The organism is Pseudotamlana agarivorans (genome assembly GCF_018860245.1).
In the GTDB taxonomy this organism is placed as follows: domain Bacteria; phylum Bacteroidota; class Bacteroidia; order Flavobacteriales; family Flavobacteriaceae; genus Pseudotamlana; species Pseudotamlana agarivorans_A.
The window spans coordinates 1-14957 of the sequence record NZ_JAHKPD010000003.1 but is presented as its reverse complement, the minus strand read 5'-3'; the positions used below and the strand labels follow the sequence as shown (position 1 = coordinate 14957).

Below are 14957 nucleotides of genomic sequence, written 5' to 3'. Positions count from 1 at the left end.
AAGCATTAAGTTTTAGTTAATAATTCTATTGCAATGGTTAAATTTGTTGTTCTTAAAAATAGACGATTTAAAGTTATATTGATTGATGAGAAAGCTCAACGAATTTATATGGGAAACGCATGGTATTCATGCTGGTACCGAACAAGATCATGTTAAACATGGTATCGATAAGTTAGAAGATATTATTGATAAAGCCATTGAGGCGCATAACCCGAGTATTACTTTTATTATTCACTCGCCACGTTTAACAAATTTTAGATATACGGCTGAAAAAGATACGAACGTAAAGTTTATTCGCGGTAATAGATCGTATTTAAACTACCCGAAGCGTATTGCTAATTTGCGTAAAAAATATGCAGGTAAGATTAATATCAAATTTGGTGTTGAGTTAGAGTGGATGGGGCCTGAAATAGGTTTGCAATGGAGTCGTTCTAAGATTTTTCAAGCTGAAGATGCCGATTACGTTATTGGTTCTGTGCATTTTGCTCCTGAAGGATTACCATACGATGGCTCTAAGGAAGAAGCGCAAGAATTACTGAAATTAAGAGGTAGTTTGGAAGCGTATTGGGATGGTTATTTCAATGAAATGATCCAAATGATTGAAAGTTTTGGTGATATGATTCAGATTATTGGTCATATTGATTTACCTAAACTAAATGTTGATATGCCGGAATCTTTGGTTAATTTTGAAACCAGCTCACATCCTTTAGCTAATAAATTTAGAACACTTTTAGAGCTTATTGCCGATAGAAATTTGTCACTAGATGTTAACATGGCAGGTAAGTTTAAAGGTGTTGGCGTGTATCCGGTGCAAAGTATTTTACGCCGCGCGCATCAGCTTCAAATTCCTGTTTGTGTTGGTACAGATACACATCACGTGCGTTATTATGGATTAAATTATAAAGAGAGTTTAGAATATATTCAGGAAGCTGGTTATGAGAGCTATGTGAGTTATTCAAAATTAATTCCTGAAAACCGTACCATTTATGACGATCATGAATTAAAAGTGAAATATACGGTTTTAAACAAAGGGATTGAGCTGTTAAATCAGCGTTTAGATGAAACTGAAAGACGTATTATTCCAGATTTTTCGTTTGGAGGATCTTTTTCAGAATTTGTTGATTTATATAAGAATTCTACTGGAATGGGCGATTATAACGCCATTCGTATCAGAAAATGGGGTAAATCTATAACCGTAACCGATGAAATTCCTAAAATATCAGGAAGAAAAGTAAACGGATTGTTTTCTGAGCATTTAGATCAGCCAGGGGTGATTTCTTCGTTGTTTAATACTTTGGCTTCCGAAGGCATTAATGTAGAAACAGCACGTTTAAAATCAAATAAAAACGGTACTGCAGAAGCTTTTTTATCACTTAGCGAAGACAACGGAAATGTTAAAAGTGCTATCGATTTTATTAATGGAACCGATTCAGGAGTCTTTAGTAAACTTATATACCAAGAGAATGCTGAATTGCCAAACTATTACAGTAAAGGTGTTTATTTATTAGAAATGGATGGCGTTGCTTTAAACTTGGCCTTAAGTGAAAAAGTGATTCTTACTAAGCATAGAAATTCACCTGGAGTCTTACTGATTTTGCTTTCAGCATTGGCTTCAAAAAACATTAATATTGCCGATTTAAGATTAGGGAAACTTAATGATATTGGGTATTCAGCTATAGCAGTAAAAGGCGATAGTCATGTGATTAAAAACTTGTTAACCAAACTTGGTGATCAGTACTTTGAAGCGAATTTAATTGAGTTTAATAGTTTTTAAAGTTTATTCAATATAAATTAGGAGACATCTCATACTTCTACTAAAACACTTTCATCTCATTTTTCAATTTGATGAAAGTGTTTTTTTTGTTTTAAGTGGGTTCTTGCAGTGCTAGCGCTCGTTTTTAACGAGTGCCGTCAAGAAAAGGAAAATAGAACTCAATTTATTGTGTTGAAAATTTATTTTGGAAGTCAGAGTTTCAGATTCGAACTAGCGGAATGACAAATGTCTAGCAGTAATTTCTCGGGTTTTCAGAAAGAGACCCTTCAGGTTTTGAAAACCTGAAGGGTCTGCCAAAATGTTCTAAGGTTTTTTGAGGCGGTATCAGCTGTTTGATGTATCTCCTTAATATTCTTGAAATTTTATGTATTTTGGTATTTCTTTGAGCCTTCAAATTTATGAATAGAATCCTACTAATTATTTTTTGCATAAGCAGTTGTTTGAGCTTTTCTCAGCAGACTAACGACGTGGACTTCAAAACGGCAAAGGTTGATGTTTCATTTGGTGATTTGTTAGCCAAAGAGGTAACAGGCACCGTGGTTTACGAGTTTGATGTTTTGCGTGATGTCGATTCTATTTTTGTTGATGCTCAAAATTTCACAACGATTTCTACTGTATTAGACGAAAACTCAAGATTAGGGGCTTACAATGGAAAACAGCTTGTAATTAAACAAGCGTTCAAGGCCAATACCACACATCAATTAAAAATTAACTGGAAAGCACAGCCTAAAAAAGCGCTTTATTTTATCGATTGGGAATACATTCAAGGGCGTCGGCAAATCTGGACGCAGGGGCAGGGGAAATACACCAGTAATTGGATGCCTAGCTTTGATGACATGAATGAAAAGGTAGAATTTGATTTAAGTATTACGTTCGATAAGAATTATGAGGTCATCGCTAACGGAAAACTGACCAGTAAAATTATTTCGGGAGATAATGCCACATGGCATTTTGATATGCATAACCCCATGTCTAGCTATTTGGTGGCTTTTGCCATTGGTAAGTATGCTAAAAAAACTAGAATTTCTAATAACGGCGTGGCTTTAGAAATGTATTACTATCCAGAGGACCCTGGTAAATTTGAACCTACTTACAAGTACATGCAGCAGATGTTTGATTTCTTGCAGCAAGAAATTGGTGTGCCATACCCGTGGCAGAACTACAAACAAATCCCCGTAAAGGACTTTCTTTACGCAGGGATGGAAAACACAGGCACTACCATTTTTTCGGATGCCTTTTTAATTGATGAAACGGCCTTTGTTGATAAAAACTATGTAAACGTGAATGCGCATGAACTGGCGCATCAATGGTTTGGTGATTTGGTTACCGAAACCTCAGGAACACACCATTGGCTTCAAGAGGGTTTTGCTACTTATTACGCGTTATTAGTGGAGCGCGAAGTATTTGGTGAAGATTATTATCAATATAAACTTTACGAATATGCTCAAGAGTTGTTAGATCAAGATAAAGCGGGAAGAAGCACAGCGCTTTTGGATCCGAAATCGAGTAGTACCACATTTTATAAAAAAGGCGCTTGGGTGCTCACGTTATTGTATGATAAAGTAGGAGAGAAAGACTTTAAAAAGGGTGTAAAAAACTATTTGAATACACACCAGTTTAAAAACGTGGAAACAAACGATTTTATTGGTGAAATTGAAGCGTTTAGCGGAAAGAACTTGTCCGATTTTGTTGATGTATGGCTTAAATCAGATAAATTTCAATATGAAATCATTGAAAACTATATGAGAAATCATTTTAAGAACTATAAAGCGTTTTTGAAATTGAATTGTGAAGCATCAATGGAACCGTGTAAAAAGTTTTTAGAAGATTCTGATAACCCTTATATCAATGCTGAAGTGATAAGAATGCTGAATGGTGATATTTCTAAATCGGTTTTCAACCTAAAATCTATAAAGGAGCGTCAAGCTATAGCGCAGTCGGTATCGTCGATTCCTTCTGAAATGAGAACAGATTATGAGTCTTTATTAAAAGATAAATCCTTTGCCACAATTGAAGCTGCCTTGTATAATTTATGGAGTAATTTTCCGAATGATAATAAATTGTATTTAAAGCAAACCAAAGGCGTTGAGGGTTTTAATGATAAAAATGTGCGTATTCTGTGGTTAACACTAGCTTTAATAACAGAAGATTTTGAACCTGAAAACAATACCCGTTATTTTGAAGAACTTACTGAATATACGAGTCCGAAATACGGTTTTGAAATTCGTCAGAATGCGTTTGCTTATTTAAACCAAATTCGAGCTTGCAAGGCGATGTGTCAGAAAAACTTAAAACAGGCTGAAACGCATCATAACTGGCAATTTTCAAAATTTGCAAAACAACTATTAAAGGTAGAATAAATTATTTTATTTCATTCATAATTATATATTTACAAATAAACACATCAATTTGAAAGCATTAGTAATTTCTGGAGGAGGTAGTAAAGGCGCATACGCAGGTGGTGTGGCAGAGTATTTAATTAAGGAAGAAAAGCGTAATTACGATTTATATCTTGGTACATCTACAGGTAGTATGCTTATTCCGCATTTAGCCGCAGGTAAAATTGATGAAATTCATGAGGTTTTTACCAATGTGAATCAGCGTAATATTTTTAGTGTTAACCCCTTTGTAGTTCGTAAAAAGGGCGATCGAGAGTTTGTATCCATCGATTTTATAAACTCTTTATGGCAATTTATAAAAATGAAGCGCACCTTTGGGGAGAGTAAGGCTCTAAGGCGATATTTTAGAAAGCATTTTTCTGTAGAACACTATAATCAAATTAGAGCTACTAAAGAAGATGTAGTCGTAACAGTTTCAAATTTATCAAAGAATATCGTAGAATATAAATCGATAAAAGACTTTACTTATGAGGAATTTTGCGATTGGGTTTGGATCTCTTGTAATTACATACCATTCATGTCCTTGGTAGAAAAAGATGGTTTTGAATATGCCGATGGTGCCTTTGGTTGTGTAGTACCTATCCGAGAAGCTATTTTACGAGGTGCTACAGAGATTGATGCTATAATATTAGAGTCTGAAAATATGCAATACAATAAAGTTCTGGGTAAAAATCCTTATTCACTTATGCTAAATCTTTTTGGACATTTACTGGATCAAGTGGAGCGCAGTGATATCCTAATCGGAAAATTAGCTGCCAAAAACCGTGATGTTAAATTAAACCTATATTATACGCCTTCACGCCTTACAGAAAATTCATTGATTTTTAATAAAAAACTCATGACAGAATGGTGGGATAAGGGGTATAATTACGCTAAGGAAAAGTGTAAAGAAGCACGATCTAACGAGCTTCGAATGGAGTAGGTTTTTTAAATTGACTATTGACTATTGACTATTGACTATTGATTATTGGGGTCATGTTAAAGTTTGGACACTCGTTTGTTGGCTGTTTATTTGTTTAACTGTTTAACTGTTTAACTGTTTAACCGTGTGCCTGAGACTGAAAACTGCGACTCAATTTGAAACTTTAACAACTTCTAACCTTTAATGTTTAACTTTTTCAACCATCAATTAACAACCAAAACAAACCAATATCTACCACAAATCGGACACTTCACTTTTTATAAATGAAAGTGCGGCATCACTAGGCGAAGGGCGTTCCATCATTTCAGTTAAAACAACTTCTCTTAGTTTGTTTGCGGTGTCTACTTTTTCAGACATGTTTGCCTTTCTAATCATTTGAATCGTCGCGTTTTTAGCGGTAGTAATAATATTCCAGCATTTATCACTAATATAAATTTGTTGCGATAAGTTATGTTCAAATTCCTGTTCGATGCTTTTTATAAGTAAAGATTCATATTCATCCTTATTAATTGTTAAAGGGGTAATTCTTACTAATAAATTATTAGGTGAAATTCGTTCTAGAAACAAGGCCATACGCTCATAAGCTTGCAGGCGTAAAGGAATTGTTTCTACCTGTAAATCTTTTTTTAAAAGAAAGCGTCTTCTCCCATCTTCGTTTTTGGTATGCTCTTTAAAAAAGTAAAAAGCAATACATCCTGTGATAATTGACGGTATAGCAAATAAAAATAGGTCGATAATTCTTGAGACTTCCATAAAATTTGGTTAGTTTTTGAGTTGTGATTTAGGATGATTGCCCAAATATAAACAATCTTTTAAATTTTGCATCCCTAAAAAAGGAACCGTCGTTTTTTCATACGAAAATGTAGAGTGGAGTTTATTAGAAAGACTGTGGTCGTCTATATTCATTTCAATATCACTCATTGTAAATTGGCAAGGGTGTTCATATCCTGATGCATGCGTGATTTCTATCAATTCCTTTCTAAAAGTTTTAAAATATTGTGCTAATCGTTCCGATTTTAAGGTTGGATCAATACCGCTTTGCAGCCACTTATTTTGCGTTGCTACACCACTCGGGCAACGGTTTGTATGGCAAACTTGTGCTTGAATACAACCAATACTCATCATGGCTTCTCGAGCTACATTTATGCAATCTGCTCCCATAGCGAATGCCATGGCGGCTTTGGCAGGAAAACCTAATTTCCCACTTCCAATAAAAACAAGTCTTTCAGAAAGGCCTTTGTTTTTAAATAATTTGTATAAATCACTAAAACCATAAACCCATGGTAATGAAACATGATCGGCAAAACTTGGAGGGGCAGCCCCAGTACCACCTTCACCGCCATCAACTGTAATAAAATCAGGTCCTTTCCCTGTAGTAATCATAATGTCGGCTAATTCTTCCCATTGTTCTAACTTTCCGATAGCAGCTTTTATTCCTACAGGTAAACCGGTAGCTTCTGCAATTTTTTCAATAAAATCAACCATTTCAGGAATATTAGTGAAAGCTTTATGGTTTGGTGGTGATAGTACGTCTTTTCCAACAGGAACCCCACGAATTTCAGAAATCTCTTTGGTAATTTTAGCGCCTGGTAAAACACCTCCTTTTCCTGGTTTAGCACCTTGAGAAAGTTTAACTTCAATGGCACGAATAAAGGGATTACTTTCCACGAGTTTTATCATTTTGTCCATTGAAAATCCGCCATGTTCATCACGTACTCCGAAATAACCAGTACCAAAATGAAAAATGACATCACCGCCATGGCTATGGTGTGGCGATAAGCCACCTTCCCCAGTATTGTGGTAGGCTCCAGCTATTTTAACGCCTTTGTTTAACGATTCTATCGCTTTCGCGGAAAGGGAGCCAAAACTCATCGCCGATACGTTAATTACAGAAGCTGGTCGAAAGGGCTTACGTCTTTTATGAAATTCACCCATAACTTTAGCACAAGGTAAAAAGGTTTTATCTGCTTTATTCGGATGGTTTTCAGGTGGGTTATAGGGCATCATGGCATTATTAATAAAAATATGCTGATGCTGGTAAATATCCCGATCGGTACCAAATCCTTCGTAATTATTTTCTTTTTTAGCTGAAGCATATATCCAACTACGTTCAATGCGATTAAAAGGTAATTCTTCACGATTATTGGCTACAAAATATTGACGCATTTCAGGGCCAATACTTTCCATAAGATAGCGCAAATGACCCAAAATAGGGTAGTTGTGACTTATAGTATGTTTCTTTTGGAAAAACACGTCGCGAATAGCTACTATAGCAAGACTAATTAATACCCAGCCCCACCAACTGATGTTTGATAAAAAATCTAAAAATGAATTCATTGTTAAAAATTTAAGTTAATCGTGTTCGTTTTTAGTAATGTTAAAATTCGGCAATTAATTATTATTTAGCTCAAAATTGTTAAACAATTTTGAATACAAATTATTAAAAGATCAAGTTTCTTAAAGACTGTCCGAAGGTTTTGAAACTTGATAAATTCTACAGGTATAACTGGTTTGTTATTAATAATAGGTTCTATATATTTTGTCAAGTTAACCTTTAAAAAAGAAAACAGCTATTTAAAAGGTATATGAATTTCCTTTTAAACAGCTGTTTTAAAAATGTAGTGGTGCTTTTAATTCCTTCTTCTAGGACTTGGAGCGGGTCTACTTCTACTAGGGGTTGACGGTCTAGCCGTAGGTCTCGTTGCAGGTCTTGGCGTAGGACGATAACTAGGAGTAGGTCTAGTTGAAGGTCTTGTGTTAGGCGTGTTACTAGGTCTAGTGTTTGGCCTCGTTGAAGGTTGTGTACTGGGTCTGGTACTAGGCCTCGTTGAAGGTTGCGTGCTTGGTCTGGTGCTAGGTCTCGTTGATGGTTGCGTGCCTGGTCTTGTACTAGGTCTAGTATCTGGACGTTGAACAGGTCTAGTATAATCCTTAATTCCGTCCCTATCTTTATAAATAGGGTGTGTTGGTTTTGGTCTAGAAGGTCTATTACCACCATGGTTTGGTGGTCTTTGATGCGGTGGTCTATGATATGGTGGTCTGTAATAAGGAGGTCCCCAGTGGTGACGATGGTAACCCCAATATGAATGACCGTACCAACCATAAGGAGACCCAAAGCCAAAGCCAAAACTCCATCCATTCCAAGGATTGTATCTTATAGAAAACCCATAAGTATAATGACGTGGGTAGTAATATCCTCTATACCATGGGTTATAATAGAAACCAGTTCCATAAACAACAGTTGGACCATATGCATAACTCCCGTAGTATCCAGGAGTATATCCAACATAAACGACAGTAGGAGAAGTTTCATAAATATACACGTACTTTGTGTTGAACTTTGGGTTTTCTGCTGGTATTTTTTCAACTTCAGAAGGCCTCTCATCGGCAACTTGCCAGGGACCGTTAGGAGATGATGATTTAAACCAAACAGCATTATCACATAAATAATAAGTGCTACGATCTTTAAATACATCACTTTCTGTATTTACCGCATACTGCAATTTTAGGTTTTCTATGTTTTTAAACTCAGGCGAGCCATTATAAGTAACCTTAGAGGCCTTAGTGTCTCTTTGCACAGCGGCTGTCTGAGGTATTTGTGCATCATATAGAGCATTTTTCGCTTCTTTCGTTCCTGCAACACTACTTAGTACTTCTCCTTTTTTACTATCGCTTTGTATTTTTTTAAAATCTGCTGGAAGTTTTTCTGAAGACAAATACGACCAATTGCCTTTTAAATCTTTAGTTGTAAACCATCTTCCAGAAAGCAAAATGAAATAGTTTTGGTCTGTAATATTCATAAAAATATCGCTGCCTGTGTTTTCAACAAACAACAAATTTGTTTTTTGCAATGGTGTAAATTTAGGTTCACCCTCAAAAACAATCAACTCTGAAGGAGGATTAGCTACAATAATTTTTGGAGCTTTACCTGTATATGTATCCGAGCTGTCATCTTCATTTAATTCTGCTTTTTTAGCAATTTTTTTTATTTCAGAAGGTACCTTTTCTGCAGTATCCCACGGACCCATAGCTTGTTTGGAGCTATACCAAAATTTGCCCCCTTTTAAATAAAAAGTATTTGTTTTGGATTCTTTAATAATAAAAGTATCACTATTTTCTACTATTTCATAACCCGATACTGCAGCTTTCAATTTTGGTTCTCCATCTATCAATATTAAAACAGCTGGTTCATTAGAAAAAATAATGGATGGAGCTTCGTTTTTTAATTCAGCATTGTTGACACTAACCTCATCTAATTCTTCTAACAATTCATCTAAAGAAAATTCAATATTCCATTTAGGGATTTCATTATTTATAAGAGTTTCAAATGCTTTTTTATCGCTTTGCGAAATTTCGACTGGAAGTTTTACTTCATCTATTTTTAAAGAAGCAATAGATACCATTCTAGTTGCTCTGTCTACATCAAGTAAAGATGTAGCCCAAAGCATTCCAAATACAGGTTCTTCTTTGCCTTTTTTTACAGAAAAAGCAAAATTAGAAATTAGTTTATTATCTAAATAGCTTTCATTTTCTGGATTGTATAGCTTAACAATATAATCACCCGATTTTATTTCCTTTGGCCAATTGGAATATTTGCCTTGTGCATTAATTACGATAGTAAATAAGATAAATAAAACAAATCCAATTATTTTTAATTTTTTACACAAATTTCTCATCAAAAATATTTTTTAAAAACTTTACCAAATATACAATATATAGTTATAGAATATTCTAAGTTAACACCTGGTATCTCACTTGCAGGAACAATTTGTCGCTAAAAGTGGTTTAATGATAAAACCGTCATTTTTTCAAATCAGAGGATTTACTAATTTAAAAGGTATTTAAAAATATTGTTTTTCATATGAATTGAATATATATCTTTATAACATGAAATTTAAATATATAGGACTTTTAGTCTTTATCGTTATTTTAGGCCTTATAATAGTGCCCGTATCCAATTATATAGTAAAAGGGAAAATTGAAAAGGCATTGAATAATTTGCCAAAACATGTAAGCGTTAAGAGCGAAACTATTTTTGTAGATGTTACTTCAGGGACTGTAGAGTTTAAGAATATTGTTATTTCAGTAAATAATAAAATTTCAAAGAAAGCCGATTTAGCTCTTAGCTTAAAGACTATTTTAATAGAAGATATTGATTATATAGATTTTGTATTCAGTAATATATTAAACATTGACGAGTTGCGTTTGGATGGGCCCGAGATTACTTATTACAAGGAAGGAAAGAAAAAGAAACCGGATAGTGAATATAGCATATCCGAGACTCCTGAAGTTAATATAAAACTGGTAGAAATTTTAAATGGCCAGGTACAGGTTTTGGATCAAAATACTGATTCTCTATTGTTTGCGGTTAAACATTTTAAACTTAATTTAACGCATGTTAAACATGAACCAGATGTAAGTCATAGAATACCTCTAACGTTTCACAACTTTGATATTGTTGCAGACTCGATACAACTTAATGTAGGGAAATACGATCGATTATATATATCGGATGCTCACTTTAAAGAACATGAAGCGCTTTTTAAAGGGCTGCAATTGAAAACAATTTATTCTAAAAAAGAACTTTCAAAGCATTTAAAAACGGAAAGGGATCATCTCGATTTAAAATTAGATTCTCTAGAGCTTGATAAAATTGATTTTGGTTATAGAAATGATTCTATTTTTTATTTTCATACTAAAAAATCTAAATTACATAATCTTAACTTTGAGGTGTATCGAGATAAACTAGTGGCAGACGATCACACTATAAAAGCTTTATACGGCAAGATGTTACGGGACTTAAAATTTGACCTTAATGTTGACGAACTTATAGTTTCTAATGGTAAAGTAGCATATGAGGAACGTGTAAATCATCAAGCAGTACCAGGTAAAATTTATTTTACAGATTTTAATGCCATCATGATGAATGTTAGTAATACTTATCCTGAAGGCGGAAAAACCCAAATAAAAACAACGTCTAAGTTTATGGATGAGGCCACTTTGATTACCGATTGTGAATTTGATGTAAATAACATTTATGATCGATTTCTTTTTAAAGCCCAACTAGGGAAATTTCATGCAGCAAATATGAACCAGTTTTTAGTTCCTAATTTAAATGTGAAATTTGAAGGTATTTTGTATCAAACCTATTTTACCATTGATGGTACGGCAAATCACTCTTCAATTGATTTAAAAACAAAATTTGATGGTCTTCGTGTAAGTATATTAAAAAAACATAAGCACAAGAAAAATAAATTCTTATCGGCCATTGCTAATATTTTCGTTTCAAAAACAACAAGAAAAGGGGAGAGTGCTTACGCTGAAGCAGTTCGACACAATATAAAACGTGATAAAACGAAATCGGTTTTTAATTTTCTTTGGTTAAATGTAAAAGATGGGTTAATACATGCTAAAAACTAATTTGTTCATAATTATTATTTATTTCGACGTATAAAAACCCGAACAATGGTTAATTTCACGGCGTAAAATTGATGATGATTTGGAAAAATATTTAAGCCAGTTAAACGAAGCTCAATTAGAGCCCACAATACAAGTTAATGGCCCTATGATTGTTATTGCAGGCGCTGGTTCTGGAAAAACAAGAGTGCTTACATACCGTATTGCTTATATGATGAGTAAAGGGATAGATCCTTTTAATATTCTATCTCTAACCTTTACCAATAAGGCGGCTAAGGAGATGAAGGAGCGTATTGCTTCTATTGTAGGAGCGAGCGAAGCAAAGAACTTATGGATGGGAACGTTTCACTCCATTTTTGCTAAAATATTGCGTATTGAAGCTGATAAAATAGGTTTTCCTAGTAACTTCACGATTTACGATTCTCAAGATTCCGATAAGCTAATCGGTGCTATTATTAGAGAAATGCAATTGGATAAAGATGTTTATAAAGCCAAACAAGTGCGTTCTCGAATTTCCTCTTATAAGAATAGTTTAATAACGGTACGTGCTTATTTCCAGAATACAGAATTAAAGGAAGCTGATGCCATGGCTAGGCGACCAAGATTAGGAGATATTTATAAAGAATATGTAGACCGTTGCTTTAAAGCAGGGGCAATGGACTTTGATGATTTATTATTAAGAACCAATGAGCTACTAACACGTTTTCCTGAGGTATTAGCCAAATATCAAAACCGTTTTAAATACATATTGGTCGATGAGTATCAAGATACGAACCATTCGCAGTATTTAATTGTACGTGCTTTATCAGATAAGTTTCAAAACATTTGTGTGGTAGGAGATGATGCTCAAAGTATTTATGCCTTCCGTGGGGCAAACATTAATAACATTCTGAATTTCCAAAAGGATTATGACGATGTTAAAATGTTCCGACTAGAGCAAAATTACCGTTCAACAAAAAACATTGTAAATGCGGCAAACTCTATCATTGATAAAAACCAGACGAAGCTTGAAAAAATAGTTTGGACAGCCAATGATGAGGGCGGGAAAATAAAAGTACACCGCTCATTAACCGATGGAGATGAAGGACGATATGTGGCGAGTACCATTTTAGAGAATAAAACGAATCAGAATTTAAATAACAGCGATTTTGCGATTTTGTATCGTACCAACTCCCAATCGCGTGCCATGGAGGAAGCGCTGCGTAAACGTGGTATTCCTTACCGTATTTATGGTGGTTTATCCTTCTATCAGCGTAAAGAGATTAAAGATGTCTTGTCGTATTTACGATTAATTGTGAATCCGTCAGACGAAGAAGCCTTAAAGCGTGTGATCAACTTTCCGCCAAGAGGAATTGGTCAAACTACCGTAGACCGCTTGGTTGTTGCGGCTAATGGTTATAAACGCACCATTTTTGAAGTGATGAAAAATATCGATAAAGTCGATATTAAAATCAATTCAGGAACAAAAAATAAGCTTCAAGACTTTGTGACTTTAATAGAAAGTTATCAAGTTTTAAACCAAACAGCCGATGTTTTTGAATTGGCTGAATATGTAACGAGAACCAGTGGAGTCCTTAAAGAGTTTGGTAAAGATACTACGCCAGAAGGTGTAACACGAGTTGAGAATATCGAGGAGCTTATAAACGGGATGAAGGATTTCGTAGAAGGGCAAATTGAAGTTGCCGATGCCACAGGGTCTTTATCTGAGTTCCTAGAAGACGTAGCGTTATCAAGTGATTTAGATAACGAAACAGAAGATGATGATGAAGTTGCTTTAATGACCATTCACTTAGCGAAAGGTTTAGAGTTTTCTAATGTATTTATCGTAGGCCTTGAGGAAGATTTATTTCCAAGTGCTATGAGTATGAATACGCGTAGTGAACTAGAGGAAGAGCGTCGTTTGTTTTATGTGGCTTTAACACGTGCTGAAAAGCAGGCTTATTTAACCTATGCTTTGTCACGTTACCGCTGGGGAAAACTGGTAGACTCAGACCCAAGTCGTTTCATAGAAGAAATAGACGAGCAATACTTGGAAGTTTTAACGCCTATTGAAGAGCGTCGAATCAACCCGATGCTTTCTGCTGATATATTTGGGGATACTGAACCGAATAAAATCCGTTACAAACCTGCTAAGCAACCTGCTTTTTCGAAAAACAAAACACCTAAAAAAGCACCAGAAAAATATGTAGCACCAACGGCCAAAAAATTAAAACCTATGGCTAAGGCAGAAAGTGGCGCTCCTAATCTTTTCGATAATAAATTGGCAGTAGGGAATACTGTGAAACATATTCGATTTGGTACCGGTGAAGTTTTAAAAATTGAAGGGACTGGCGCCGATGTAAAAGCCGAGATTAAGTTTCAACACGGCGGTACTAAAAAACTACTCTTACGCTTTGCTAAATTAGAAGTTATAGGGTAGTTGGAAGGCTCGAAAGCGGAGTCATCTTTCATAATAAGAAATTTAATGCTTAATTTGTAGGGTAAAGCAATACATGATACACTATGGCCGATTTCATTAGAATATACGAAGAGAACCCTAATCCGAGAGAAATTGATAAGGTGATAAAGGTTTTAAAGTCTGGCGGACTCATCATCTATCCAACCGATACGGTTTATGGTTTAGGCTGTGATATAACTAATATAAAAGCCTTAGAGCGTATTGCCAGAATTAAAGGTGTGAAACTGGAAAAGGCTAACTTTTCTTTTGTTTGTCATGATTTGAGTCATTTAAGCGATTATGTTAAGCAAATAGACACTTCTACTTTCAAAATTTTAAAACGTGCTTTGCCTGGCCCTTATACTTTTATACTTCCAGGGTCTAAAAAATTGCCAAATCCTTTTAAGAAAAGAAAAACAGTAGGAATTCGTGTACCTGATAATGCGATAGCTTCAGAAATAGTTAGACAATTAGGAAATCCAATCATTTCAACGTCTATTCGTGATGAAGATGAGGTGTTAGAATATACTACAGATCCAGAGCTTATTTTGGAGAAATGGGATAATCTTGTTGATTTGGTTATAGATGGTGGCTATGGCGATAATGAAGCTTCTACGGTTATCGATTTATCTGAGGAAGAACCACAAATTATTAGAGAAGGGAAAGGGAGTTTAGAGATCTTTTAAAGCTGTTTAATTGGGTAATAAATCATAAATTAGGCATCCCTTAAAACAATACATTTTTAACTTTTTTTTAAATCAGGAACTTTTGTTATTCTCTTGTTGTATGAGACTTAAACATGTTGAGGTTTATGAGTTTGGCATTTTTTAGGGATCAAGGAATATTATTGGGGAGCTGTAAAAATTAGGCATATAATTTAGTTAGTCTAAACAGGAAAAACGGGATATCTCTAACACCTCTAAACATAGCTCTGAATTCTTTAATCTTGGCATTAAAAGATTCCGCCGACGCATTCGTACTTCTGTTATTAAAATAGTTCAATATAGG

10 protein-coding genes are annotated in these 14957 nt (G+C 34.7%); 6 read left to right on the top strand and 4 right to left on the bottom strand.

The window, feature by feature from the left end; all coding sequences use genetic code 11:
* Positions 1 to 85: 85 nt before the first annotated feature.
* The 3 genes from KO493_RS00520 (at position 86) to KO493_RS00510 (ending at position 5095) form a co-directional block, all read left to right on the top strand.
* Positions 86 to 1774 (top strand): histidinol-phosphatase HisJ family protein, encoded by a 1689-nt coding sequence (locus KO493_RS00520; protein WP_216066001.1) that lies wholly within the window; start codon positions 86 to 88, stop codon positions 1772 to 1774.
* Between the two features lie 398 nt (positions 1775 to 2172).
* A complete protein-coding gene (locus KO493_RS00515) occupies positions 2173 to 4134 on the top strand; it encodes a M1 family metallopeptidase (RefSeq protein ID WP_216066000.1) in 1962 nt (653 codons plus the stop codon).
* A gap of 49 nt (positions 4135 to 4183) precedes the next feature.
* Positions 4184 to 5095 (top strand): patatin-like phospholipase family protein, encoded by a 912-nt coding sequence (locus tag KO493_RS00510; protein ID WP_216065999.1) that lies wholly within the window; start codon positions 4184 to 4186, stop codon positions 5093 to 5095.
* A gap of 231 nt (positions 5096 to 5326) precedes the next feature.
* Here KO493_RS00510 and KO493_RS00505 read toward each other — a convergent pair whose 3' ends face one another.
* The 3 genes from KO493_RS00505 to KO493_RS00495 all read right to left on the bottom strand — a co-directional run bounded on the left by KO493_RS00505 (position 5327) and on the right by KO493_RS00495 (position 9771).
* Positions 5327 to 5848 carry a hypothetical protein gene (locus KO493_RS00505; protein WP_216065998.1) on the bottom strand — a complete coding sequence of 174 codons (522 nt, stop codon included), beginning with the start codon at positions 5846 to 5848 and terminating at the stop codon, positions 5327 to 5329.
* A gap of 9 nt (positions 5849 to 5857) precedes the next feature.
* Entirely contained in the window at positions 5858 to 7432 is a 1575-nt protein-coding gene (locus KO493_RS00500; RefSeq protein ID WP_216065997.1) for an FMN-binding glutamate synthase family protein, read from the bottom strand.
* 293 nt (positions 7433 to 7725) lie between these two features.
* Positions 7726 to 9771, bottom strand: a complete 2046-nt coding sequence (locus tag KO493_RS00495) for a hypothetical protein (protein ID WP_216065996.1) — start codon at positions 9769 to 9771, stop codon at positions 7726 to 7728.
* A gap of 211 nt (positions 9772 to 9982) precedes the next feature.
* Between KO493_RS00495 and KO493_RS00490 the strand changes: the two genes are divergently transcribed.
* The 3 genes from KO493_RS00490 to KO493_RS00480 all read left to right on the top strand — a co-directional run bounded on the left by KO493_RS00490 (position 9983) and on the right by KO493_RS00480 (position 14635).
* Positions 9983 to 11515 (top strand): hypothetical protein, encoded by a 1533-nt coding sequence (locus KO493_RS00490; RefSeq protein ID WP_216065995.1) that lies wholly within the window; start codon positions 9983 to 9985, stop codon positions 11513 to 11515.
* 79 nt (positions 11516 to 11594) lie between these two features.
* Positions 11595 to 13931, top strand: coding sequence for an ATP-dependent helicase (locus KO493_RS00485; RefSeq protein ID WP_216065994.1), 2337 nt, complete (start codon positions 11595 to 11597; stop codon positions 13929 to 13931).
* Positions 13932 to 14014: 83 nt separating this feature from the next.
* Complete coding sequence (locus KO493_RS00480; RefSeq protein ID WP_216065993.1) at positions 14015 to 14635, top strand: L-threonylcarbamoyladenylate synthase; 621 nt, start codon at positions 14015 to 14017, stop codon at positions 14633 to 14635.
* Positions 14636 to 14813: 178 nt separating this feature from the next.
* Here the strand turns inward: KO493_RS00480 and KO493_RS00475 are convergent.
* The coding region (locus KO493_RS00475; protein ID WP_216066044.1) for a transposase at positions 14814 to 14957 on the bottom strand (144 nt) is incomplete at its 5' end.